The organism is Chitinophaga hostae (assembly GCF_018224885.1).
Classification (GTDB): domain Bacteria; phylum Bacteroidota; class Bacteroidia; order Chitinophagales; family Chitinophagaceae; genus Chitinophaga; species Chitinophaga hostae.
Genome location: NZ_JAGTXB010000007.1, coordinates 246,434 through 269,953, shown reverse-complemented (window position 1 = coordinate 269,953; position 23,520 = coordinate 246,434). Strand labels below are relative to the sequence as shown.

Below are 23,520 nucleotides of genomic sequence, written 5' to 3'. Positions count from 1 at the left end.
GAATAAATCCCGGTTTCTTACACTACTTAGTATCAACAGTAACGATGAACCAAGATTTTAACGTCGCCGAAGACTTCCTGTTAAACGATTCTTTCCTGCGCTATTGTATGGGACTCAGTCAGTCCGACATACAATACTGGGAGCAGTGGATCGCGGAAAACCCGGAAAAGCTTGCCGCTTTTGACCGGGCCAGGAAGACGTTTGATGTGGTAAACGGGCAGCAGGGACGGTTAGATGTGGAGGTGAACAAATTCAGATCCCTGTTGCAGGATCATATCAGCCAGGACGCTGACGTGCGAACAAATAAAAAAGTACGGTATTTCCGCTACTGGCGTGCAGCGGCAGCAGTGCTGGTACTGGCGGCCGGGGGAGCAGCCTGGTACCAGTTTGGTAACAGTCACCGTCACCCGCAGCCGGCGCCGCTGGCACAACATGATGTGCTGCCAGGCGCACCCAAAGCAAGGTTACTGCTGGGCGACGGCACGGAAGTACAGCTGGACTCCATCTCCGGCAACGGCCTGAAAGAAAAAGATGGTACCCGTATTAATAAAGACAATGGAAAACTGGTATACAATGTAGCCGGTAACTCAGCGACGGCGGTAACGTATAATACCCTGTCTACCCCGAGAGGGGGAGAGTTCCAGCTGGTATTGCCCGACGGCTCTAAAGTATGGCTGAATGCCGCTTCTTCCCTGCGCTTCCCTACCAAGTTTGCAGGCCCCGACAGAACAGTTTATCTCACGGGAGAAGCTTACTTTGAAGTGGCACAACAGGCCACGCAACCATTCCAGGTACAATTGAACAATGGCGTAAAAGTGGCCGTATTAGGCACCGCTTTTAATGTAATGGCCTACGACGATGAAAAAGCAGTGAACACCACACTGATCACAGGAAAAGTAAAAGTAGCACAGCAAAACGGCAACAGTGTGCTGCTGGCGCCTTCCCAACAGGCGATATTGCCAAAAGGCAGTCAGCAGTTCCTGGTCAGCGAAGCTGATATAGACAAAACGATTGCATGGAAAATGGGCATGTTCGAATTTGATGACGATGATATTACCACAGTTATGAGGCAGCTGGCGCGCTGGTACGATGTAAACGTGAAATTCTCCGGCCCTGTACCGGATAAGCACTACTCGGGCTCCATCCGCAAGCAATCCACGTTATCCCAGGCATTACGCATTTTGAAAACTGCCGGGATACAGTATACTATAGAAGGCAAACAAATCATCGTTGAGGCAAAATAACAACACCAATATAAGAATGTAACAACCAGGATCTTCGTGTAACAAAGCTTCAGGCAAAAGAAACCGGGAACGCGGCAACGTCCCCGGCTGAAATGTCTGGTGTGCATGTTATGCGCTTAATTTGACGTAAACAGCTTAACGCTCACCTAAAAACTTAACAAATCTATGCTATTTAGACATGCTGGCAAATACCCCAATAGTAGGGTATTGGCGCAAATGCTGAAAGTTATGAAACTAGCTGCTTTTTTGCTGTTGGTACTGGCTATGCAGGTAAGTGCAACCGGGTACTCGCAAAAACTCACCCTTAACATGCACAACGTGTCATTGTCAAAGGTGTTCAAGGAAATCCGGAAACAAACCGGGTATACCTTTTTTTACAACACTGAAATGCTGGAACAGGCCGATAAGGTATCTGTGGCAGTAGTGCAGGCCGACCTGGAATACGTATTGGGCAAATGTTTGTCGAATAAAAAGCTCAATTACAGTATTGTTGACAACACTATTATCCTTTCTGTAAAAACAAAGGAGCAAACAGAGGAAACTGCTCAACCGGTAGCCAACATCTCCGTTTTCGGTAAAATTACCGATGCGGTCACCCATGAGCCACTCACCGGCGCCTCGGTAAAACTGAAAGGCACTACTAAAGGCGCCAGCTCAGATGCAAAAGGTAACTATACCCTGGAGCTCCCCGAAAACGGCGGCGTACTGGTGGTTTCCTTTATCGGTTATGAAACCGTGGAGAAAACCGTTTCCCAGGCCGGCGCCCTCGATATTGCCATGAAACCTAAAGCTGTTCAAACAGAGGAGCTGGTGGTAGTAGGCTATGGTACCCAGAAAAGAAAAGATGTAACCGGTGCAGTATCGTCCGTAAAAGTAAGCAGCATCAGCGCCAACGTATCCAGGAATATCAGCTCCGCTATTCAGGGCCGCGTACCCGGCGTAGCTGTTGAATCTTCCAGCGGCGCCCCCGGAGCCGGTATGATCATCACCATCCGTGGTATGAGCACCCTCGGCAACAACGCTCCCCTATATATTGTAGACGGTGTTTTTGTAAGCAACATCGACGGCGTCAGTCCTAACGATGTGGAGTCGATCGAAGTACTGAAAGACGCTGCCACCGCCAGCATCTACGGTTCCCGTGCTGCTAATGGCGTGGTAATCGTTACCACCAAAGGCGGCCGCAAGGAAACCGCTCCCAAACTGGAAATAGACAGCTGGTTTGGCGTGCAGTCCGTACCAAAGAGAATGAGCCTGCTCAACAGCGAACAATGGACCAAACTGATGAGCGCCAATATCACCGGTATCCCTGCATACACCAGCCAAACCCCTAACACCAACTGGCAGGATGCCATTTTCAGACAGGCTACCATCACCCGTACCAACGTTAACTTCAGCGGCGGATCCCAGAACTTTACCTATAACTTATCTGGTGGCTACCTGAAAGAAAATGGTACCATCATCAATACCAATTATTCCGCCGCCAACTTCCGCGTGAAGTCAGAATATAGTAAAGGCAGACTGCGTGTAGGGGAAACCGTTATCATCAAGAGAGGCAATACCCGCAACAACCCCGGTGGCGGCGACGCTGTACACAGCATCGTAGGCAGCGCACTGATGATGCCATCTACCGTGCCTGTATACGATCCTACCCAGCCGCTCGGTGGCTATGGAAGAAGACCAACGTTCATGAAGAACCTGTCGAACCCCGTTGCCCGCCTGGAAAACGTAGACAATACGGTAAAAGATCTGTCCCTGCTGGCAAATGCTTTTGTAGAAGTAAAGCTGATAGAAGGACTGAAATATAAATTCAATGTGGGTTTAACAGAAGGTCAAAGCAACAGCCGCGTTTTTTCCGGTTCCTTTGATGACGGTAACTCCGCTAACCCTTTACCGGACCTGTCACAATCTACTTCTACCAGCAATTCCTGGTTAGTGGAAAATACCCTTAACTATAACAAGAAATTAGGTAAACACAGTATCGACGCATTGATCGGCTATACCGCCCAGAAAAATATGAACAGTGGCTTCAGCGCTTCCCGCGATGATCTGCCGATTGGTACTTCTGTACTGGGCGCAGGTTTGGCCACCTCTCAAAAGAACGATGGTTCTGCCAGCACCAGCAGCATCGTATCCCGCTTTGGCCGTATCATGTACTCCTACGATTCAAGGTACCTGTTCTCTGCCTCTGTAAGAAGGGATGGTTCTTCCCGTTTTGCACAGGATTACCAATATGGTTCTTTTCCCTCTTTTTCTGCCGGCTGGAATGTACATAACGAACATTTCTTCTCAGGAATCACCAATATTGTAAATACATTAAAATTCCGTGGCAGCTGGGGTGTACTGGGTAACCAGGAAATCGGTAATTACCTCACACAAAACAGTATTACCAGCGGTCTAAACTATGTACAGGGTGGTGTTTTATGGCCAGGAGCCACCGCCAGCGCCTATGCATCGCCATTAGACCTGTCATGGGAAGAAACAAAGATCACCAACGTAGGTGTGGATGCAGGTTTCCTTGACAACAAACTGTTCGTGATCTTCGACGTGTTTAACAAGAAAACAACCGGCGTATTGTTAAACGTGCCTTTCCCGCTTTCTGTGGGTAAAACCGGCTCACCAACCCTCAACGCAGGTGTGATCCAGAACAAAGGATACGAAATTTCCCTGGAATACAACGATAGAAAAGGCGACTTAAATTACCGTCTCGGATTCAACCTGTCACATACAGCGAACGAAATGACTGCGATCAATGTAGGCTCCGGCAGACAGGAATTTGGCGGTATTTCAAGAGCTAAAGTTGGTAGCCCTATTGGTTCCTTCTTCCTGATTAAAACCGATGGCATCTTCAATTCCAAAGAAGAAGTAGCTGCATACAACAAAAATGGTAAACCCGTTCAGCCTAATGCGCAACCAGGCGATATCCGCTATGTGGATTTTAACAACGACGGTATCATCGATAACCAGGACGAACAAAACCTGGGAAGCCCTTTCCCTACGGTAAACCTGGGCTTATCGGCTAACCTGTCGTGGAGAGGTTTCGATATGAGCCTGTTCCTGGAAGCTGTAACAGGTAATAAAATATACAATGCGAGAAGAAAATGGATGGACAAAATGAACGAAGTAACCAACTTCTCTACCGATGTACTGAATGCATGGACACCGGAAAATCATTCTAACTTCCCCCGTTTTACTTTAACAGATCCTAACAATAACAACCGCGATAACAGCGACAGGTGGCTGGAAGATGGTTCCTACCTGCGTTTCAAACGCCTGGAAATTGGTTATACTATGCCTAAAGGCCTGACCGGCAAATGGGGCGTTGATAAGGTAAGGGTATTTGCTTCCGGCGAAAACCTGTTCACCATCACAAAATACAAGGGCTACAACCCGGATATCGGTGGCGCGCCGCTGTCAAGAGGTATGGACAACTCCTGGGATGTATATCCGCTGTCCCGCACCTTGTTGTTTGGTCTGAATCTTACATTTTAATCGTTTAACCGCATTGCAACATGAAAAAATCATTCAAATATATAGGGGCGTTAACGCTGGTACTGGCTGCAGCAACTGGTTGTAACGAAAAGAATTTTCTGAAACAGGACAATCCCAACCAGATAACCGATGCTACTTTCTGGAAAGATGAATCGAGTGTAAGCGCTGCCCTCGGCGCTACCTACAGCCCGCTGCGTTCATCGCTTTATGGCTACTGGGGTTCATTCCAGGGTATACAGGATATCAACGCCCTGGGCGATGATGTATTTACCCTGCCGGGAGAAGAACCGGGCACCTGGGCAGTAGGCACCTTTTCCAATGATGAAAATAATGGTGATCTCAGCAGCATCTTCAGTAATATTTACAAGTGTATCCACCGGGCTAACCTGTTGCTGTCGAAGATTGGTGACGTGAATATGCCGGACGATAAGAAAAAACTCTACATGGCAGAGGCGAAGTTCCTGCGTGGATTGTCCTACTATCTCCTGGCCTCCAACTGGGGCGGCGTTCCGTTAAGAACCACCCCGCTCGAAACTACGGAAGGTTATGCTACCCCCTGCAGCACCAAAGAACAGGTATGGCAACAGGTAGTGGCCGATCTGACCGATGCGCAGACCGGGCTTCCCGTAAAACGTGATGCCAAAGAACAGGGCAGGGTAACCAGCGGTGCTGCCATCGCTTACCTGGGCAAGGCGTATATGTTTATGGAAGATTACCAGAAAGCAGAAGCTACTTTTGACCTGCTGTTTAAAAGTCCTTATGCATACGACCTGGTAGATAATTATGAAGATAATTTCACCGACAAAAATGAATTTAATATTGAATCCGTTTTTGAATGGACCTTCGCGCCGATAGGCGATCAGTACGGCGCCTGGAATACGGAAACGCCTAATTCACCTATGTACAACTACCTGCCCCAGTTTATTGGCCCCCCAGCTGGCGGTGGCTGGTTTAAGTATGTACCATCCAATTACCTGGTGAAGGAATTTGTAAAAGAAAAACGTCCTGATGGTTCCGACACTAAGTTTGATAAAAGGATGTATGCTTCCCTGATGTGGAAATACTCCAAACTGGGCGAAACGGACGTAACCTGGTATGATGGTAAAACCTTTGATCAGCTCTGGAATTCTGCGTTGTCGAAAACAGTGCGCCTGTATCCTGATGTAGCGCTGGATACTACCACCAACGGTCGCTTCCTGATAAAAAAAGGCACCAGTGCATGGCGTAGTGTGGCTAACGCGGATAACTACTGGGGGCCTACACCTTCTACTGCCAACTATCGTGTAATGCGCTTTGCGGAAATAGTGTTGCTGCGCGCAGAAGCTGCTGCACAAAATGGTAACAATGGTAAAGCCATCACTGACATTGGCCGCATCAGGCAGAGAGCCGGGCTGAAAGTAAAAACAGCAGCCGATCTTCCGGGTAAAACAGAACTGATGGCAGAAATTGATCACCAGAAATTGCTGGAACTGTTTTTTGAACAAAACCGCGTATACGATATCCGGAGATGGAATAAAAATGCCACCCAAATGTCTGCCATGCTGAAAGCGCATGAAAAACAGGGCGCCAACGTGTTCCAGGCAAAACACTACGTGTTCCCGATTCCCGACGGTGAATTGAAATCAAATCCGAAAGCAACACAAAACGATCTTTGGAAATAACTCCTGCGGAGTTTGTCTTTACCAGGATTAAACTGATTTAGTTGATTGTACTGATTTTTTACTATCCTACTTTAAACCCTGTTTACTATTCCATCTTAATAAAAAAGAAATAGCATCAGTACAATCACTAAATCAGTTTAATCCTGGTGAAGACAATCGCCGGAGGCGATCCCCTCCGCTAAAACACCTGAATGAGAACACGTCATTTCGTTTTAATAGCACTGCTAATAGTGGTCAGCGCCTGTCACCTGCAGCAGCCGAAGGCACCGCTGCCTTACTGGTTACAGGAAGCGTTCAGCATAGATAGCATGCAACCGGGAAAAATACCTGCCCGTTTTAAGGAAGGATATATACTCCTGAGTCAGCGCGATGAACCGGGTGTGCTGTACCTGTTGAATGGCAATGGGAAAGTAGTCTGGTATCACCAGATAAGGGGAACCGGTTTTAAAACTGCACACTTTACGGATCGTCAAACCCTGCTGTGTATATTGGGCAGCAAAGCATATCCCACCAGCTATGGTAACCAGATCCTGGAGATATCCCTTAGCGGAGATACGTTGTTGCACCTGCTGAAAGGAGAGGGCGATTTTACAGCCAACGCACACCATGAAGTATTGTTGAATCACGATAACAACCTTGTGCTGTTAAGTACAGTGGAGCGGACCTTTGATCTCAGCTCCCGTGGTGGCGGCACTAAAGACACCGTTAGAAGCGATGGCATTCTTGTACTGGACCGCAAAGGACATAAGCTATGGGAGTGGACTGTATTCGATGCATTGGATCCGCTTGCAGACAAGGATATTACGACCGGCCGCACGGATTGGATGCACGCCAATAGCCTGAGTTACGACAAAGATGGCAATTACCTGATCTCTTTTTATAACAACGGACAAGTATGGAAACTCGATGCCCGTACCGGCAAGGTGATATGGAAGTTTGGCAGGAACGGGGATTTCAGCTTCCCGGATTCGGCCGCCTTTGATATGGGACATGCGGTACATATCAATAGCGAAAATGACCTGATGTTATTTGATAACGGCGTATCCCGCCAACAATCGCAAACGCTGGCCTTTCATTTGGACGAAGCCGCCAAAACGGCTGCTGTCTCCATTCGTTCCCCAATTCCAGCTTACCTGTTCAACGACCGGATGGGTAGCGCCTACCTGGTAGATCATCATACCATTTTACAATGCTGCTCCAAAAGGAATACGGTGCTGCTGACCAACACACAGGGAACACCACTGTGGCGGCTCCGCTGTAACTTTATTCCTTACCGGGCAGAATTTATTCCCAAAGAACAGTTGCCCGCCGATTTTGTTAATTAGTTTTCGGAAGATAAATACCTGCACGGTTATGAAAAATTTACGGAGTATGATTACAGGCGGTTTCCTGGTGGCCACCGTTGCAACTATTGTTTATTCCTGCCAGTCTGCAGTAAAAGAAACAAAAGAAAAAGAGACTTCCGTGCTTGCCGTGGCGCTGCTCCAGGTGGATACCGCGGCTATTCCTAACGACAAGTACGGGGAAGCCGTACGATACGGACAGGAGCTGATGTACAATACCGCTTATTATATTGGCCCGGAAGGCATCAATGGTAAATACCTGGGTAATAAAATGAATTGTACCAACTGTCATCAGCAGGGAGGAACCAAACCATTTTCTTTTAACCTGATGCTGTCGCATGAAGATTATCCTCAATACCGGGCCAGGGAAGGGCATGTATTAACGCTGGCCGAACGGGTAAACAACTGTGTTACCCGCCCGCATAACGGTCGCCCGTTGCCGCTGGATAGCAGGGAAATGGTGGCTTTCCTGTCTTACTTCCGTTGGATCAATAGTTTTGTGCCAAAAGATAAGCCCGTTAAAGGCATTAAAAACCTCAGCGTTGCCCTGCCGGATGTGGCAGCCAGCCCGGAACGCGGCGAAAAGCTATATGTACAGCATTGTGCCCGTTGCCATGGCGCCGAAGGAGAGGGGCAATGGCGCGCCGATAAGGTTACCTATACCTATCCGCCATTGTGGGGGCCTTATGGTTATCAGCCTGGATCCAGCATGCACCGGGTGATTAAACAGGCGCAGTGGCTAAAGGCCAATATGCCTTACGACAAAGCCACTTACGACAAGCCCTTCCTGTCGGACGCAGAAGCCATGGACATCGCCGCCTTTGTAAACGACGACAGCCGCCATCACCGGCCGGATGTGAAGAATTTCGACTACCCGCACATAATAGAAAAAGCCATTGATTACGATAAAGGCCCCTTTGCAGATACTTTTTCCACGGCGCAACATAAGTACGGCCCGTATCTGCCGGTGATCGACTATTGGAAGAAAAAAGGGCTGAAAGCATCTTACTGATAATGCTATTAAAAACAGAACATATTTCCTAGATTTAGGGATGCGTTCTGTTTTATTTACCTTTTTACTGATGCATGTCTTTGGCTGCATCATGGCTCAACCATTGCGTGTAGCCGTAGCCGGTGTATCACACGGCCATGCCGCTTTTATTCTTGGTCGCCCTGATAAAGGCGATATCCGGATAGCAGGCATCTATGAACCGGATGTGGCCGTGGCCAAACTCCGGGCAAAACAATATCATCTTCCCGAAAACATATTTTATACCCGGCTGGACCAGATGCTGGATGCGGTAAAACCCGCTGCAGTGCTGGCATTCGGTTCCATAAAAGCACATCGTGAAGTGGTGGAGGCCGCTGCTCCCCGCCATATCCATGTGATGGTGGAAAAGCCGCTGGCAACCACCGTGGAAGATGCCGTTTTTATGGACTCACTGGCCCGCCGCTATAAAGTACAGCTGCTCACGGATTATGAAACCAGCTGGTACCCGTCGGTAGCCAAAGTATTTCAGTTGCTGGAAGACAGCAGCTTCGCCGGACAGGTGAGAAAAGTGACCATCAACGACGGTCACCAGGGACCCAAAGAAATTGGCTGTGGCCCGGAATTCCTGCAATGGCTCACTGATCCTGTGTTAAACGGCGGTGGCGCCCTGATGGACTTTGGTTGTTATGGCGCCAACCTGATGACCCATCTCATGAAAAATCGTTTGCCCGTTTCCGTTACTGCCATTGCGAGGCACTATAAACCGCTGGTATATCCGAAAGTAGAGGATGATGCTACCATCCTGGTAGATTACGGCGATGAACAATGTACCATACAGGCCTCTTGGAACTGGACTTTCAGCCGCAAGGATATGGAGGTGTATGGTGACAAAGGGTATCTTATTGCAGCAGATAAAAATACATTGATCCAGCGTAATAGTGAGCGTACGCCTGCTGTGACCCGCCGTATAACGGCTACGGATATACCGGTATATGAAGATCCTTTCAGCTACCTGGTCGATGTACTCAGTGGTAAAGTTAACATGCCGCCGCACGGTTTGTATGCGCCCGCCAATAACGTTATCGTGGTGCGCATCCTGGCCGCTGCCAGGGAGTCGGTGCGTACAGGCAAAACCGTTAGATTCTGATTTTACACTTACAACCAGGGGTATCCGGGAAACTGGTTCCCGGATATCCTGTTATTCCCCGGTTTATTTTAAGCCTTCTTAATACGCGCCAATTGCCTTGTTATATTTAATCTGCGCCATCAGGTAGTCGTACTCTGCTTTGATATATTGCTGCTCCACGTTACTGATAGATCGTTCGGTTTCCAGTAAGTTGTTATACGCAAAACTTCCCAACGCAAATTCCTTTTGTTGCTGCCGGTAAATTTTTTCAGAAAGATCATAATTTTTCCGGGTTGTTTGCATATTCAGCAGGGCATTGTTCAGCTCTGTGGATGCCTGCTGTATATCGTATAGCACATCCGCCGTTTTTTGCTGCAGGTCGGCGCTGGCCTGTTGTGTTTGCAGCTGGTAGTTACGGATGTTATGCTGGTTCTTAATATTGCCGGAAATGGGAATGCTGATTTTCATACCGGCATAACTAAAGGGGCTCCACCACTCATGTTGGGTGTAGTTAAAATCGTTGTACAGGTACTGCTGTGAATAGCCGGCTGTTACCGATACCGATGGAATGGCGTACTGGCGTGCTTTACGCAACTGTAGCTGTATATCCTGTTGTTGCAGTTGTACTTGTTTTATTTCTGTTCTGTTAAGATAACTATTGCTTTCGGGTAAAACCGGCATTTCATTTACGCCAAGTGTATCCGTTAGCGTTAGTGAATCCGAAACGGGGATGTTTACCTGGTATTTTAATCCGTTCATGGCCAGTGCATAGTTTTGTTGCGCGCTGACACGGGTGATCCTGGCGTTTTCATAATCGAGCTGCGCGCGGAGATAATCGGTTTCAATGAGCGCGCCCTGTTTGTATTTTCCGGCAGCCAGGGTATAATATTCATTGAAACGTTGTTCGTCGCGGGCTGCTATTTCCTGTTGCAGGGCCTTCAGTAACACATTATAATACGCAGTGGCAATCTGCATTTTGATATTGATTTCATCTGACCGGTTCTTTTCTTTTTGCAGGGCCAGGCTGTTACGCGCCATCTTTATATCTGTATTAAGGATGGGTTGCAGTAACGGTTGCGTTAGCGTTATACCCAGTACAGTGGCGTTTTTAGCGCCCAGGGCCAGCAGTTGGGCCTTATCAGAACCGGCGAAGCCGGGGGGTATAAAGGTGGCCTGCAATTGCATGTTGTAGCGGATATTTCCATCGGCGCCGATATCGGGAAGCCATTCCTTTTTGCTTTTCTGAAGGGCGTTATCGGCCAGGGTGATGTTGTATTGATTGGCCTGCATATCGTAGCGGTTGGCTAAGCCCAGGTCGATCGCCTGCCGGAGACTGATTTTTGCCGGTGCATGTGTTTGCGCACCCGCGTTTATGGTGATGCCCGAGAGCAGGAGAAGAAAAAAATGTTTCATTGATATTGTGTTTAGAAGGAGCTCCATTATCGTTACCGGATAACGGGGCGCCGGTTAATGTGCATCTATCACTGCGGCAGGTGCATCTGATTTTTTGTACCGGATCAGCAGTATCAGCGGAACGGCAAGGAGCATGATCAACCCCACCACCATAAAGCCATGGTTATAGCTAACCAGCAATCCCTGTTTGGTTAAGGCGCTGTCGGTGAGCTGGTAGGCCAGCCGGGCCGATTCATCCGGCCCGTAGCCGTTGGCAGCCATGCTTTGTGTAATGCTGTTTACATAATCTGTACTGACCGGGTTATAGGGATTGATGGCCGGAATCATATTATTGCGAACAAAGGCATTTTCATGGCTGAGGTATATGTTCATCAGCGCTACGCCCAACGCGCCGCCCAGTTGCCGTAGCATATTGGAAAGCCCAACCGCCTGCGCCAGGTCCTTCCCGGTAAGACCGGCAGTAGCCAGGCCCAGAACAGGCATTACCATGAGGATGGCACCAATACCCCGGATGATAAAAGGCCAGAAGAAATTACTGCTGTTAGAATCAGGAGAAGAAAAGGAGAGCATCACCAGGTATATTACCGTTAGTGCAAGCCCGGTGAGGATGATGATTTTTGGATTGGCTCCCTTCTCCATAGCTTTCTTTACGATGACCATTCCCACCACGGTAATAAGCATACCGGGGATCATAAATGCGCCGGTTTGCGTGGCTGTCCATCCGAGCGATACCTGTACAAAAAGCGGGAAAATAAACAGGGTGCCGGTCATGATAATGCCTACAATCAGGTTCATAGTGCTGCCCATCGCCAGGTTGAAGTTGCGGTACAAACGGAGGTTTACGGCGGGATAGTCGATGCTCAGCTCACGAATCACAAAGGCAGTCAGCCCAATAACAGCCAGTATAAAGAAGAGCGTGATTTCGTTGCTGGAAAACCAGTCGGCGGTGGTGCCTTCTTCGAGGATATATTGCAGGGAACCTATACCGATGGCCAGGAAGAGGATGCCCCAAACATCTATCCTGGGTTTGGTAATGCCGGGCAGGTTCTGTACATATTTCCAGGAAAGGAAAGCGGCGATAACGCCGATGGGTACGTTCAGAAAAAATATCCAGTGCCAGGAGAAGTTATCCGTGATATAGCCGCCGAGGATAGGTCCGAAGGAAGGACCGAGTATTACGCCCAGTCCGAAAATCACCAGGCCGGTAGTCCTTTCTTCCGGCGGAAAGGCATCCATGATAATGCTTTGGGAGGTCGACAGCAGTCCGCCGCCTCCGATGCCCTGGATAAAGCGCCAGGCAACGAGTACCCAGAGATTTCCGGAGCATCCGCACATAAAGGAGGCGAAGGTAAACAGGGCTACGGAGGCGGTGAAGTAGAGCTTCCTGCCAAATAAATTGGAGAGCATCCCGGAGAGCGGGATTACAATCACGTTGGCGATGCTGTAGGCGGTGATCACCCAGGCTATTTCTGTGGTGGTAGCCCCGATGTTACCACTGATTTCCCGCAGGGATACGTTTACCACGGTAGTATCGATCAGTTCAAGTATGGCACAGGACACTGCGGTGATCAGCAATATCCACCTGGCGGAGCCGGTAGGATAGGTGATGTCTGTGGGTTGGGTAGTGGTTGTCATTGTTATTGGATGTTAATCTTCACAAAGGCGCTCAAGCCGGGAAAGAGGCTGGAGGTTTTACCGGGCGTCAAATGATCGATGCTGATGCGGATGGGAAAACGTTGGGTGATTTTAATGAAGTTGCCGGTGGCGTTGTCCGGAGGCAATAATGAAAATTTGGCTCCTGTGGCGCCGTTAAAGGAGGCAACGTGGCCGGTGAACGGGGCGTCGGGGTAGGCATCGAGTGTTATTTCCACTGGCTGGCCCGTTTTAATTTTGCGCAGTTCCGTTTCCTTGAAGTTGGCGGTTACCCACAGGTGTTGGTTATCTATCATGGCGCAAAGGGTTTGTCCTGCGCTGATATATTGTCCTTCCTTGATGGTTCTTTTGGTAACGAATCCGTCGAACGGGGCTGTTACGTAGGCGTGGCTCAGTTCTTCCCGGGCGAGGTTGAGTTCTGCCTGCCGTTGTTTCACGAGCGCCTGTGTGGCGGATATCTGCCGGTGTTCTGCCCTGGCTTGTGTTTGGAGACCAATAGAAGTGGTAAGGGTACTTTGTTCCCTGTTTACCGCTTTTTCGTAATCTGCTTTTGCCAGCAGGAGGGTGGTTTTAGCGGCTTCATATTGTTCCTGGGTGGTGGCTTTGATCTTCAGCAGTTCGGTGGTTCTGTTGAGGTCTGTGCCGGCTTTTTCGAGGTTGGCGGCTGCTGCTGCGATGCTTTGTTTGTCTGATGCAGCGTTTTGCAGGGAGGCGCTGGCGTTCTGGCTGCTGGCCAGGGCTTTTAGATCAGAGGTGCTGAGGTTTTGCTCTGCATTTTCCAGCAGGGCAATGGCCTGCTGCACTTTGGCCTGGAGGGCTGTGGTGTTCAGCAGTACGAGGGTGTCCCCCTTTTTTACGGGTTCGTTATCGCTGAAGCGGATGGTATCGATGTAAGCGGTCACGCTGGAACGGATGGTCACAATATCGCCGTCCAGCTGCGCATTATCGGTGGAAGTAAAGGACCTGGATTTTACCAGGAAGTATATTCCAGTACCTGCTGCAGCCACTGCTATCAGGGATATGATCAGCAGTCTTAATGGCTTCTTTTTCATATGATCTGTTTAATAATTGAATATAAAACCGAACGCTCGGTTTGTTTTTGTGTTAAAAAAATGGCGGTATACGGGCATAGCGGTATATTCCGACCAGTCGGTATGTTTTTGAATATAAGAAATGGAATTGTTTCCAATTCCGTTAAACGCGCTGTCAATCAGCCTTTCAACATATTATACAATCCGTCCCAGAGCGGGTGTATTTCCCTGGCAGCCTTATGCAGGGAATCAGACATAATAAAGTTGATACCAACACCATCGCCGCTGTAAATAAACATTTTGGCGATCTGGCTGTCTGTCATATCAGATTTGATTTCTCCTTTTTTCCTGGCTATTCTTACGATGTCTGTCCAGGCCTTCATCTCTTCCTTTTGCCGTTCGGTGTGTTCTTCCCTAAAGTGTGGCAACATTCTCAGTCCGTCAAAAATCAGCATATAGTGATTAGTGGTAAAGTCAGCCCCCATCGCATATTTCGCTGTTTTCATCTGCCGTTCTATATGCGCGATATATTCATTATAGAAAGCTCTCAGGGAGTCTTTGGGAAATGAACCATACTTCACCGCCATCACATCTCCGTAAAAAAAATTAATAACCTCCTCAAATACCTGTTCCTTACTGCTGAAGTAGTGATAGAAGGCGCCCTTAGACATTCCTGTTTCCGTTACGATTTCTTTCATTGTTACTTCCTTAAAACTCTTTTGCAGAAAGAGTCTCAGAGAGGTGTTCAGAATAAGTTCTCTTGAGTCATTCATGATAAACCGACCATTTGGTATGTAAAGGTAAGTGTTTTTTTGAAACGGGCAAATTTAAGTAAACAAGAATAGTTGGGTTGAAATACAGCAAGGCATAGGCGGGAAGTGAGGGCTATTTCCCCTATATTGCCGCCTTAAAAATTAACCGCCCATGAAATCCGTTGTTGAATACTTCCGCCTGGCCGGAGAGTTTACTAACCCCGCCAGGTTGATGTGGGGGGCCTTTCTTACCGGCCTCATTGTTTTTATCATTGCCATTGTATTGGTAGTATTGTTGCGTAAATACATCCTGGTAAACCGCTCCGGTAAAATTCTCCGCTTTGTGGCGTATACGTATTTTTTTCTCCTTCCTTTGCTGGCAGGCTTCTTTGCGTTTAAATGGGGCTTTTTTAACAGCTTGCGGAAAGACATCAGGGAGCATACACCGGTATATGCGAAACATGTACCCGCCACATTTGACGAACAGGCGACCAATGCCATACAATCGCTCTTTGGTCCCAACAACACCGCTGCTAAAGGACTTACCACCAACCAGCTGATCGACACCGTGGGCACAGTGGTGTATAACGTGTACGGCAAAACGCTGGAAGAACGCGCTTCCGTCGACGGAGCGCAGGGAAGGATGGCTGCCTTTATGCTCCGTGCCACCAGAGGAGCCGGTATTGCCTTTGTCATCAAAAAATACATACGAAAACTGCTGACCGAAAAAATCGGTCTCCAGGAAGAAGTGAGCTCGGAATTGATGCAAACAGAAATTGCCGCACTTATAAAAGGCGGCCTGTTTGTAAATATTGCCATGATCCAGGTAGATCATTTTCTCAAAGGCATGCAAAAAGGCGTACTGATCACCTTTTTGCTGATACTGGCCGTTCCCTGTATTGAGATAGGCGTGGCCCATTACCTGCACCGTAAGCGTTTAAAGGCGCAATTGGCGCCGGTGCCGGCCTGATGGCCCGGTAACTGTCTTCATATGGCTGCCAACAGCCACATAACAACAAAACCCGTTTGACAATTTATCAAACGGGTTTTTCGTTCTATTACAGGAACGTTATCGGCACGCATCGCAAATGGCAGCCCGGACGATTAAATAATATTTACCTGCTATGTGAAAAAGCGTGCGATTCAATCCTATTTATTTTTAAGGTCTTTTTTTGCGCGGCTGCAATCTTTTTAGCCATAAGAAATCGTAACTTAAGGAGGAGCAAACAGGATAGGCGTTAACGTTATTTCATGTATATGAAAACAGGTACCATGAGAATTCACTGTTTCAATATCATTGTCGTCAGCTTGGGCATTATTTTTTCCGGTGTACATGCACAGGCTCAGCAACCCACATCCTTCAACAATACCTATCAGCTGTTAAGCCGGTTTATGGATACTGCGCTGGTTCCCATGAAAGGAAGCAGTACAAGTCTTGCGTTTTCCCTGAAAGTAGAAATAGATCACGGTGAAATAACAAAAATGGATTGTTCCACCAACATGGCCGGAAACCTCAAACCCCGCTTTTTCAGGTTGCAGGAACTGGATATCCGCTGGAATAAATTTACCGGGAAAAGCGGTAAGTATTATGTGATCATCCCGGTGTATTTTATAGTGGAACATAATACCGGGAAAATTCAGCTCAATTCAAAAACTGAATTTACCAATGGATTTTATTTTGACGACGGTGATCTGTTTGATAACAAACCCCTGAATAATTACTACTTTCTGAAGCCTATTTACCTGCAACGCTATTTTGGACAATAGCCCCTTTTATCTTGTGATAAGGAAGGATCGATTTTAACAAATTGTAAAGGTTACCTTTTGCGACCCCGGCGTATAAAGCTTAAATTCTCCTGTTATGCGCCCTTCACTTTATTATTTAATGGTCCCCATTTTAGGCATCTGTGCCTGTAGCAGCAACAATGCCAGTATGAAAGAATATGCAGCCACTGCTGACTCCACCAGCTTCGCAAATGATATCAGCGGCGACCTCAATTCCGCATCGCGGAAAAGGGTGAAGTCGGCAGATATGCGATGCCGTGTCCCCAGTGTATTTACAGCCACTTCCAAACTGGAACACCTGGTTACCGGCGTAGGTGGTATTGTAGTGGAAAGCACCCTGCAAAATGAGTCGGTACGGCAATTTGATCTGCCTTACACATCAGACTCTGTTAAAACAATCCAGTTATATACGCCTACGGCCAATCTTACGCTGAGAGTACCTGTGGCGTATCTCGATTCGGTAGACCAGTCGCTTACCGGTATGTCGGAGCTCATAGAACATCGCGTAATCAAAGACCAGGACATGACCCTGAAATACCTGGCCAATGCGCTGAAGAATGAACACGATGAACAGAAGGCTGTCAAAGCCGAAAAGGCGGCAGCAGAAAAAGTAGTTCCCGCGAAAAATGGCACCACACTGGATGTAGTACAGTATAAAGATGATAAGGAAGAAACGGTGATAGACCGGCGGCTCAACAACCTGGCGCTTCTCGATGATGTGGCTTACTCAACGGTTACCGTGCAATTATTTCAGCCGCAGGTGGCAGATATAAAAATAATCCTGAACCCCGCACGGTTAAGCCGCGCAGGGTTTGGAACAGAGCTGGTAACGGCTTTACGCAGTGGTGCGGAAGTGCTCCGTAATATCTTCCTCTTTTTTGTGCAGATCTGGCCTTTCCTGCTGGCGTTTGTACTGGGCTGGATAGGTTATCGCAAGCTGATCTTACGCAGCCGTTAAACAGCTGTGAGAAATGAGGCTACTGCAGCATTGAACTCCGCCGGCCGTTCCATCATAGGAGCATGACCGCACCTGGAAAGCATGATCAGTACTGCCTGCGGCAGATGGTGTTTGAATTCCAGGGCCACGTCCGGCGGAGTAATTTTATCCTCTTCTCCCCAAACTAATAATACCGGTGTGGGAATATGCGGGAGGATGTCAGCCACATAATTACGCTGGGCGGATTTAGCCATCTTCACAATGCTAAAGCATTTGCGGGCATTGGTTGTCGTGGAAAATACTTCATCTACCAATGTATCGGTAGCAACAGCCGGATCATAAAAAGTATAGGCTACCCGTTCCCGGATATAGGCGTAGTTGCCGCGTTTGGGATAACTGCCCATACCGGTGTTTTCATATAAACCTGAACTGCCGGTGAGAATAAGTCGGGATACCTTTTCCGGGTGCCGGTGCGTATAGAGAATGGCGATATGGCCGCCCAGTGAATTACCTACGAGGATCACATTTTCCAGTTGCGCTGAGGTGATATAATTTTCAAGAAATTTTACGAGGTATTCCAGGTTATCGTCGCTATGCTGATCATAAATAGGCAGCGGCGGAATGTGTATGTCGAAGCTTGATGCAAAATGTGTAGTTACCCCTTCCCAGTTACTTAACCCGCCGAAGAGACCGTGCAATAGGATCATGCTTTGTTTCATAGTATTTTTTGATACAAAGCTATAACGCGGTAAATAGTGAAACCGTGATCTCAGTCACAAAAGTTACGGGTTTGATCGAGCAGGTACAAACGCGCTCTGCTCAAAGCTTCGCGGCTGGTATACAGGTAGCGGGCAATATTGGTCAGTGATATTTTCTGGATGATGGCAGGCCGGCGTTCCAGCAGGAATTTATAACGTTGCAAAGGGCTTTTTAAAGAAAGGATATATTGGTGTTCAGATTGTTGTTCCAGCAATTCCTGGTATAACTGCAGGTTTACGTGCAACAGGTTCATGTGCAGGTCGTATAGTGGTTGCAGTTTTTTGATATTTATTCTCAATACAACGGCATCTTCTACCGCGGTAATGCTCACAGCGGAAGGCGCTTTTTTATTATAGCTTTCGCAGTTGGCCAGGAAATCATCGGTGAAGCTGAACTTTACGATCTTTTCATTGCCTTCTTCATCGAGGATAGAAAATTTGAACATGCCGGAAATCACAAAAGCAGCATAACGCGCTACTTTACCATAGCGTAAAAATGAGTCGCCTTTTTTGATATGCTTTACGGTGGCAATAGCGTCCAGTAACTGCCATTCCGCCTCCGTAACTACCGGGTACTTTTTCATGAGGCGCTGGTATATTTCATGGTTCATGCTGGTGATTTGGAGCTAATATAAGCAGAAAAAGCGGAGGGGAGCGCCTTCGGCGCTTGTCTTTGAACAGGATTAGTGTGATTATGATGATTGTCCTGATTTTAGCTTTTTCTAATTTATGCCTTTATCTTGTTGCCTGATGGTACACGAGAAAGTAATCATCTGTCAAAAAAAGAAATAAAATCAGGACAATCATCATAATCACACTAATCCTGTTCAAAGACAAGCGCCGAAGGCGCTCCCACTCGCTCATTTCGTTGCATCCCGCAACTTCTTCACTTTATCATGTGAGCGTTTTAGTTCTGCTTTTTGCTGGGTTAAGAGTTCGCGGATGTAGGCGGGGAGGTTTTCATGATCGAGTGCATCTTTATAGGCGCGTTGCGCGGCGTCTTCACCGGCTTCACAGTTGGAGAGAACGGTATGGCGGTCATGGCCTGTAAATACGGCTTTAACGTTCATCCATGCCCGGTAAATTTTGCCGCCGGTGGTAGTGCTGGTTGCCATAGTACCGCCGGTAGCCTGTACTTCGTTGCCCAGGATATTCCGGAGCTGATGGCTTTCTGCGATCATGTCGGTGAAAAGTGCTTTCAGGTCGGCATCGCCGGCTGTTGTTTCTTTCAGGGCTTTTTCATAGCCTTCAATACGATCGTTGTTGATGGAGATCAGGTCGTTGAGGACCTCGTTGGTAGCTGCTGTTGTTATAGTTTCCATGGTGAAGTTTTTTTGTGTATCAGGTACGTGCCATAAAACATGCCAATGGATTTGTTTATTTTCCCGCTTTGTTATTTAAACCAGTACAAATATGCGTTTTTTATTGCTGGCCGCCAGTTGTTTCCTGTTACAGGCTGCTTATGCGAGCGGGCTTTCCGCCTGGGAGAAACCCACGCCGGGCGGGAATGTGATGGAATATGACGGCACCAGCTATTACCGGGCCTATGTGAAGTGGCCAAAATGCCCGGATCTGCCAACAGACAGTATCTACTTTCACAGCTGGTATTTCTATCATGATTATATTATCGGGGAGCAGGATAGTGGCGTATACTTAGTGGCCAATGAAACCACGTGTACTGTAGAAAAATTTTATAGTGTAGAAGCGTTTAATCATTATGTGGCGGAACATCACCTGTGGCCTTCCATATGGATGCGGCGCTGGGATCCTATTCATAATTGGGAACAGCTGGACACGCTGTTGTTTGGCGCGTTTATGCTCAGCCCGGTGGTTGTGCCGTTGCTGATTTTTTACCTGTACCTGTTAGGCGGACTGTTCTTTGGAAAAAGGCGCAGCGTCATCAAAATAGTTTTCCTGGTGGGACTTCCGCTATGGCTCTTGATAACGGCATTGTTGCAGTGGTATCCGCAGAGTTTGTAGGAATGATACGATATACGGGTGTTTCCCCGAAACGGGAGGCTACCACGATTTGAACCCCGTTGGCATGCTGGTCGAAAAGTTCCTGCACCAGGGTTGGGTTGTTGTTATCCCTTGACAGGTGGGCCAGCAGCAACAGGCTCATAAACGGTGGACGCCAGGTATTGAATATTTCCAGCGCCTGCGTATTGGATAAGTGACCTTTTCCGCCGCGGATACGATTCTTCAGGTAGTAAGGGTACCTGCCTTTGTCGAGCATTTGTTCATCGTAGTTGGCCTCCAGGAAAGCGGCATGGCATTGTTTAAAATGATGGATCACATGTTCGCAGGGCGCTCCGATGTCGGTAAATATGCCGATCGTAACAGTGTTACCGGTTACAATAAAGCTGTGAGGCTCCGAAGCATCGTGATGCTTGGGGAATGCCGTAATGGAAAGGTCGCCTACCTGTACCGGTTCGTAGGGATTGAATGACATGACCAGTTGCTCTTCCAGGGTAAGCCCTCCATGTGTAAGGGTTGCCCGGGTAATATATACCGGCAGCCGGTATTTTTTTGCCAGCACCGTTACCCCCCGTATATGATCAATATGTTCGTGCGAAATAAATATTGCTTTTACTTTCGTCATTGTAAGACCCAGGCGGGCCATTCTTTTTTCCGTTTCCCTGCAGGAGATACCCGCATCCACTAATACTGCCTCACTGTCGTTACCAATGTAATAACAGTTCCCGTTACTTCCCGAATTCAATGATGTAATAAACAACGACATGTCGGCAAAGGTAGAATTTCATGTTGGAATTTGATGAAACAGTTATTTATAAATGCAGTACGGAGCGCATTATTTTTTTAGGTATGTTTGCATTTGTGCAACATTGTTGCATTTTTAAGCCTGCCAACAAAATGATATTATTTATAAAATGGGGTATTGCCCCGGAAATTTTCCATATCGGCGGTTTTGCGTTAAGGTATTACAGCATTGGTTTCATGCTGGCCTTTACCGGTGCCTACCTGCTATTGCGGTATGTGTTCCGCGAAGAGCACCGCTCCCGTGAAACGCTGGACCGGCTGTTGATATATATCATTACGGGCACGCTGCTGGGAGCCAGGCTGGGGCATTGTTTCTTTTATGATTTTGCATACTACAAATATCATCTTTGGGAGATATTCCTGCCTTTTACTTTTACGGAAGGACATGTTGAATTTACGGGTTACCAGGGACTGGCCAGTCATGGCGCCGCTATCGGCATTTTACTCGCGGCCCTGTTGTTCAGTTTCCGTTACCGGACGCCTTTTATCTCGCTGCTGGACCGGCTGGCCATTGTAGTGCCGCTGGCAGGATGTTTTATCCGCGTGGGCAATTTTTTTAACTCAGAGATCATCGGCATACCGGCTATGCTGCCCTGGGCCGTGGTGTTTACGCGGGTAGATGCACAACCCCGCCATCCGGCGCAGCTGTACGAAGCGCTATCTTACGCGCTCATCTTCTGCTGGCTGTTTTACCACTATAAAAAGCGAACGCCCTTTGTGAAGCCGGGCCGCCTGTTTGGCTGCCTGTTAATCGCCGTATTCAGTGCGCGGTTTATCATAGAATTTATAAAAGAGAACCAGGTAGCGTTTGAGAGAGGATACCTGCTGAATATGGGGCAGCTGCTGAGCATACCGCTGATAGCGCTGGGCATTTATTTTTTAAATTTTTATAAGAGATATGATGAAAGAAATTAAACCGATAAAAGTATATATTCTAACCGGCTTCCTGGGAGCGGGAAAAACAACCATCCTTAATAGTTTGTTGTCGCAGCTGAAAAATTACCGGAACATTGTTATCGAGAATGAGTTTGGAAAAGTGAATATCGATGCCGGTTTGATCGCGGAAAAAATAGATCATCTCTACGAGTTAACCAGTGGCTGTATCTGTTGTTCGCTCGACAATGACCTGATGGAAGTACTGGGGAGTATACTTCGACTGGAAACACGCCCGGATCACGTTTTTATTGAAACCACCGGCATTGCCGATGTGGGCAATATTATCGGTATGTTTCATATTCCGGATGTGAAACGGCACTATAGCCTGGCGAGCACCATCTGTATAGCTGATGCGGAAAATGTATTTGAGCGCCTGCAGCAGGTACCGGAAACGGGCAAACAGATTGCCTGTGCTGATGTGATTATTATCAACAAAATAAAACACCTGGCAGTGCCGCAGCTGATCTTTTTGTCGCAGCAGCTGGAACAAATGAATCCATTGGCTTACCTCACTACTTCAGAAAACGGAACGGTAGCCTTTAATACATGGCAGTTCCCGGAAAAGCCGCTGGTACCGGGTATTACTATTCCGCCTGTAAAATCGCCCCATAAAGTGAATACAGTTTTGTTTGAATCACCGGCCGCCTTTGATCTGAATATGCTGATGTTTGTGCTGGATTTTCACTGTAATGCCTATCCAGATCAGTTATACCGTATTAAAGGATATATCAGGGTAACGGGCAGCAACGACAGGTTGCTGGTGCAATCTACCGGGAAGTACCTGAGTATATTGCCCGCGGGTGACTGGGGGGAAGAAGTGCCAAAGTCGACGCTGGTGTTTATTGGCAAAGAGCTGAAAACGGCTACTATACAGCGGATACTGGCGCCGGCACTGAAGGCGTGATTAATTAACAGCGGCGTTGCGAATGAGAAATGTTGAAAATACACTTATTTATTTCTATCTTTCTTTCCATCAATCACAGATAGAAATTCCATGTCTACACTTTCTCAGATATTAACACATAAAATCATTGCCATTGTCCGGGGCGTACCACCGGCGGATGTATTACCGATTGCAGAAGCCATGTACGCAGGCGGTATCCGGTTGTTGGAGGTAACTATGAACTCGGAAGAGCCATTGGCAGTTATCAAAGAGGTGGCTGCCAGGATGGGCGATAAAATGATAATAGGTGCCGGCACCGTGCTGGATGCCAATACGGCCAGGGCCGCGGCCGCAGCGGGAGCGCGTTTCATACTTTCCCCCATACTGGAACCGGAAGTGATCAAAACAGCCCGGGACCTGGGTATGGTGAGTATACCGGGCGCATACACTGCTACAGAAATTTTTGCTGCCTATAAGCAGGGAGCCGATATGATAAAGGTATTCCCGGCTACTTCTGCCGCCTATATCAAGGATATTTTAGCGCCGCTGCCCAAAATACACCTGCTGCCCACCGGTGGTATTACGCCGGAAAATATCAGCGATTTCCAGAAGGCCGGAGCTGCCGGCTTTGGTATTGGCAGTGCGCTGGTAAATGCCAAAGCCGCGCTTACGCCGGAATACCTGCAACAGCTCACCCAAAAATCGCAGCAATTTATCCGCGCTATTCAATCCTAAAA

The 23,520-nt window shown here is 47.8% G+C and carries 21 protein-coding genes; 13 read left to right on the top strand and 8 right to left on the bottom strand.

Translation table 11 applies throughout. The features are described from left to right. Positions 1 to 44 precede the first annotated feature (44 nt). The 6 genes from KE626_RS16770 (at position 45) to KE626_RS16745 (ending at position 9,875) form a co-directional block, all read left to right on the top strand. Positions 45 to 1,244, top strand: coding sequence for a FecR family protein (locus KE626_RS16770; RefSeq protein WP_211974076.1), 1,200 nt, complete (start codon positions 45 to 47; stop codon positions 1,242 to 1,244). A gap of 228 nt (positions 1,245 to 1,472) precedes the next feature. Then, entirely contained in the window at positions 1,473 to 4,733 is a 3,261-nt protein-coding gene (locus KE626_RS16765; RefSeq protein WP_211974075.1) for a TonB-dependent receptor, read from the top strand. Positions 4,734 to 4,753: 20 nt separating this feature from the next. After that, on the top strand, positions 4,754 to 6,394 hold the full coding sequence (locus tag KE626_RS16760; protein ID WP_211974074.1) for a RagB/SusD family nutrient uptake outer membrane protein: 1,641 nt from the start codon (positions 4,754 to 4,756) through the stop codon (positions 6,392 to 6,394). Positions 6,395 to 6,585: 191 nt separating this feature from the next. Continuing rightward, entirely contained in the window at positions 6,586 to 7,719 is a 1,134-nt protein-coding gene (locus tag KE626_RS16755; RefSeq protein WP_211974073.1) for an aryl-sulfate sulfotransferase, read from the top strand. Between the two features lie 28 nt (positions 7,720 to 7,747). Continuing rightward, positions 7,748 to 8,749 carry a c-type cytochrome gene (locus KE626_RS16750; protein WP_211974072.1) on the top strand — a complete coding sequence of 334 codons (1,002 nt, stop codon included), beginning with the start codon at positions 7,748 to 7,750 and terminating at the stop codon, positions 8,747 to 8,749. 91 nt (positions 8,750 to 8,840) lie between these two features. Then, the gene (locus tag KE626_RS16745; RefSeq protein ID WP_249207510.1) at positions 8,841 to 9,875 is read left to right on the top strand and encodes a Gfo/Idh/MocA family protein; all 1,035 of its coding nucleotides are present in this window, start codon (positions 8,841 to 8,843) and stop codon (positions 9,873 to 9,875) included. A gap of 78 nt (positions 9,876 to 9,953) precedes the next feature. Here KE626_RS16745 and KE626_RS16740 read toward each other — a convergent pair whose 3' ends face one another. From KE626_RS16740 to KE626_RS16725, 4 genes are all read right to left on the bottom strand, one after another. Then, a complete protein-coding gene (locus KE626_RS16740; protein ID WP_211974070.1) occupies positions 9,954 to 11,267 on the bottom strand; it encodes a TolC family protein in 1,314 nt (437 codons plus the stop codon). 54 nt (positions 11,268 to 11,321) lie between these two features. Beyond that, positions 11,322 to 12,902 (bottom strand): DHA2 family efflux MFS transporter permease subunit, encoded by a 1,581-nt coding sequence (locus tag KE626_RS16735; protein WP_211974069.1) that lies wholly within the window; start codon positions 12,900 to 12,902, stop codon positions 11,322 to 11,324. 2 nt (positions 12,903 to 12,904) lie between these two features. Next, positions 12,905 to 13,972 carry an HlyD family secretion protein gene (locus KE626_RS16730; protein WP_211974068.1) on the bottom strand — a complete coding sequence of 356 codons (1,068 nt, stop codon included), beginning with the start codon at positions 13,970 to 13,972 and terminating at the stop codon, positions 12,905 to 12,907. A gap of 158 nt (positions 13,973 to 14,130) precedes the next feature. After that, positions 14,131 to 14,724 carry a TetR/AcrR family transcriptional regulator gene (locus tag KE626_RS16725; RefSeq protein WP_211974067.1) on the bottom strand — a complete coding sequence of 198 codons (594 nt, stop codon included), beginning with the start codon at positions 14,722 to 14,724 and terminating at the stop codon, positions 14,131 to 14,133. 151 nt (positions 14,725 to 14,875) lie between these two features. On the opposite strand from KE626_RS16725, the gene KE626_RS16720 reads away from it, so the two are divergent. From KE626_RS16720 to KE626_RS16710, 3 genes are all read left to right on the top strand, one after another. After that, a complete protein-coding gene (locus tag KE626_RS16720) occupies positions 14,876 to 15,673 on the top strand; it encodes a hypothetical protein (RefSeq protein ID WP_211974066.1) in 798 nt (265 codons plus the stop codon). 302 nt (positions 15,674 to 15,975) lie between these two features. Continuing rightward, positions 15,976 to 16,470: a hypothetical protein gene (locus tag KE626_RS16715; RefSeq protein WP_211974065.1), complete on the top strand. Its 495-nt coding sequence runs from the start codon at positions 15,976 to 15,978 to the stop codon at positions 16,468 to 16,470. Positions 16,471 to 16,564: 94 nt separating this feature from the next. Then, positions 16,565 to 17,446, top strand: a complete 882-nt coding sequence (locus KE626_RS16710; protein WP_211974064.1) for a DUF4349 domain-containing protein — start codon at positions 16,565 to 16,567, stop codon at positions 17,444 to 17,446. On the opposite strand, the gene KE626_RS16705 is transcribed toward KE626_RS16710, so the two are convergent. The 3 genes from KE626_RS16705 to KE626_RS16695 all read right to left on the bottom strand — a co-directional run bounded on the left by KE626_RS16705 (position 17,443) and on the right by KE626_RS16695 (position 19,505). Beyond that, a complete protein-coding gene (locus KE626_RS16705; RefSeq protein WP_211974063.1) occupies positions 17,443 to 18,144 on the bottom strand; it encodes an alpha/beta fold hydrolase in 702 nt (233 codons plus the stop codon). The two genes, KE626_RS16710 and KE626_RS16705, sit on opposite strands and share 4 nt — an antisense overlap. A 50-nt stretch (positions 18,145 to 18,194) precedes the next feature. Further along, the gene (locus KE626_RS16700; RefSeq protein ID WP_211974062.1) at positions 18,195 to 18,794 is read right to left on the bottom strand and encodes a Crp/Fnr family transcriptional regulator; all 600 of its coding nucleotides are present in this window, start codon (positions 18,792 to 18,794) and stop codon (positions 18,195 to 18,197) included. A gap of 249 nt (positions 18,795 to 19,043) precedes the next feature. Next, entirely contained in the window at positions 19,044 to 19,505 is a 462-nt protein-coding gene (locus KE626_RS16695) for a PA2169 family four-helix-bundle protein (RefSeq protein WP_211974061.1), read from the bottom strand. A 91-nt stretch (positions 19,506 to 19,596) separates the two neighbouring features. Here KE626_RS16695 and KE626_RS16690 point away from each other — a divergent pair, with 91 nt between their 5' ends. Then, positions 19,597 to 20,163 carry a hypothetical protein gene (locus tag KE626_RS16690; RefSeq protein WP_211974060.1) on the top strand — a complete coding sequence of 189 codons (567 nt, stop codon included), beginning with the start codon at positions 19,597 to 19,599 and terminating at the stop codon, positions 20,161 to 20,163. Here KE626_RS16690 and KE626_RS16685 read toward each other — a convergent pair. Further along, on the bottom strand, positions 20,084 to 20,926 hold the full coding sequence (locus KE626_RS16685) for an MBL fold metallo-hydrolase (protein WP_211974059.1): 843 nt from the start codon (positions 20,924 to 20,926) through the stop codon (positions 20,084 to 20,086). The two genes, KE626_RS16690 and KE626_RS16685, sit on opposite strands and share 80 nt — an antisense overlap. Before the next feature lie 131 nt (positions 20,927 to 21,057). On the opposite strand from KE626_RS16685, the gene lgt reads away from it, so the two are divergent. The 3 genes from lgt (at position 21,058) to KE626_RS16670 (ending at position 23,518) form a co-directional block, all read left to right on the top strand. Continuing rightward, entirely contained in the window at positions 21,058 to 21,879 is an 822-nt protein-coding gene (lgt, locus tag KE626_RS16680; RefSeq protein WP_211974058.1) for a prolipoprotein diacylglyceryl transferase, read from the top strand. Beyond that, entirely contained in the window at positions 21,863 to 22,804 is a 942-nt protein-coding gene (locus KE626_RS16675; protein ID WP_211974057.1) for a CobW family GTP-binding protein, read from the top strand. The genes lgt and KE626_RS16675 overlap by 17 nt, the downstream gene beginning before the upstream one ends. Positions 22,805 to 22,894: 90 nt before the next feature. Next, the gene (locus KE626_RS16670) at positions 22,895 to 23,518 is read left to right on the top strand and encodes a bifunctional 4-hydroxy-2-oxoglutarate aldolase/2-dehydro-3-deoxy-phosphogluconate aldolase (protein ID WP_211974056.1); all 624 of its coding nucleotides are present in this window, start codon (positions 22,895 to 22,897) and stop codon (positions 23,516 to 23,518) included. Positions 23,519 to 23,520 lie beyond the last annotated feature (2 nt).

What these genes read in the sequence shown, in the direction of transcription:
- KE626_RS16710 (WP_211974064.1), top strand. Translation starts at nt 16,565, where the DNA reads ATGCGCCCTTCACTTTATTATTTAATGGTCCCCATTTTAGGCATCTGT.
- KE626_RS16720 (WP_211974066.1), top strand. Translation starts at nt 14,876, where the DNA reads ATGAAATCCGTTGTTGAATACTTCCGCCTGGCCGGAGAGTTTACTAAC.
- KE626_RS16735 (WP_211974069.1), bottom strand. Translation starts at nt 12,902, where the DNA reads ATGACAACCACTACCCAACCCACAGACATCACCTATCCTACCGGCTCC.
- KE626_RS16760 (WP_211974074.1), top strand. Translation starts at nt 4,754, where the DNA reads ATGAAAAAATCATTCAAATATATAGGGGCGTTAACGCTGGTACTGGCT.
- KE626_RS16685 (WP_211974059.1), bottom strand. Translation starts at nt 20,926, where the DNA reads ATGTCGTTGTTTATTACATCATTGAATTCGGGAAGTAACGGGAACTGT.
- KE626_RS16745 (WP_249207510.1), top strand. Translation starts at nt 8,841, where the DNA reads ATGGCTCAACCATTGCGTGTAGCCGTAGCCGGTGTATCACACGGCCAT.
- KE626_RS16755 (WP_211974073.1), top strand. Translation starts at nt 6,586, where the DNA reads ATGAGAACACGTCATTTCGTTTTAATAGCACTGCTAATAGTGGTCAGC.
- KE626_RS16765 (WP_211974075.1), top strand. Translation starts at nt 1,473, where the DNA reads ATGAAACTAGCTGCTTTTTTGCTGTTGGTACTGGCTATGCAGGTAAGT.
- KE626_RS16705 (WP_211974063.1), bottom strand. Translation starts at nt 18,144, where the DNA reads ATGAAACAAAGCATGATCCTATTGCACGGTCTCTTCGGCGGGTTAAGT.
- KE626_RS16715 (WP_211974065.1), top strand. Translation starts at nt 15,976, where the DNA reads ATGAGAATTCACTGTTTCAATATCATTGTCGTCAGCTTGGGCATTATT.
- KE626_RS16690 (WP_211974060.1), top strand. Translation starts at nt 19,597, where the DNA reads ATGCGTTTTTTATTGCTGGCCGCCAGTTGTTTCCTGTTACAGGCTGCT.
- KE626_RS16695 (WP_211974061.1), bottom strand. Translation starts at nt 19,505, where the DNA reads ATGGAAACTATAACAACAGCAGCTACCAACGAGGTCCTCAACGACCTG.
- KE626_RS16675 (WP_211974057.1), top strand. Translation starts at nt 21,863, where the DNA reads ATGATGAAAGAAATTAAACCGATAAAAGTATATATTCTAACCGGCTTC.
- lgt (WP_211974058.1), top strand. Translation starts at nt 21,058, where the DNA reads ATGATATTATTTATAAAATGGGGTATTGCCCCGGAAATTTTCCATATC.
- KE626_RS16750 (WP_211974072.1), top strand. Translation starts at nt 7,748, where the DNA reads ATGAAAAATTTACGGAGTATGATTACAGGCGGTTTCCTGGTGGCCACC.
- KE626_RS16670 (WP_211974056.1), top strand. Translation starts at nt 22,895, where the DNA reads ATGTCTACACTTTCTCAGATATTAACACATAAAATCATTGCCATTGTC.
- KE626_RS16725 (WP_211974067.1), bottom strand. Translation starts at nt 14,724, where the DNA reads ATGAATGACTCAAGAGAACTTATTCTGAACACCTCTCTGAGACTCTTT.
- KE626_RS16770 (WP_211974076.1), top strand. Translation starts at nt 45, where the DNA reads ATGAACCAAGATTTTAACGTCGCCGAAGACTTCCTGTTAAACGATTCT.
- KE626_RS16730 (WP_211974068.1), bottom strand. Translation starts at nt 13,972, where the DNA reads ATGAAAAAGAAGCCATTAAGACTGCTGATCATATCCCTGATAGCAGTG.
- KE626_RS16700 (WP_211974062.1), bottom strand. Translation starts at nt 18,794, where the DNA reads ATGAACCATGAAATATACCAGCGCCTCATGAAAAAGTACCCGGTAGTT.
- KE626_RS16740 (WP_211974070.1), bottom strand. Translation starts at nt 11,267, where the DNA reads ATGAAACATTTTTTTCTTCTCCTGCTCTCGGGCATCACCATAAACGCG.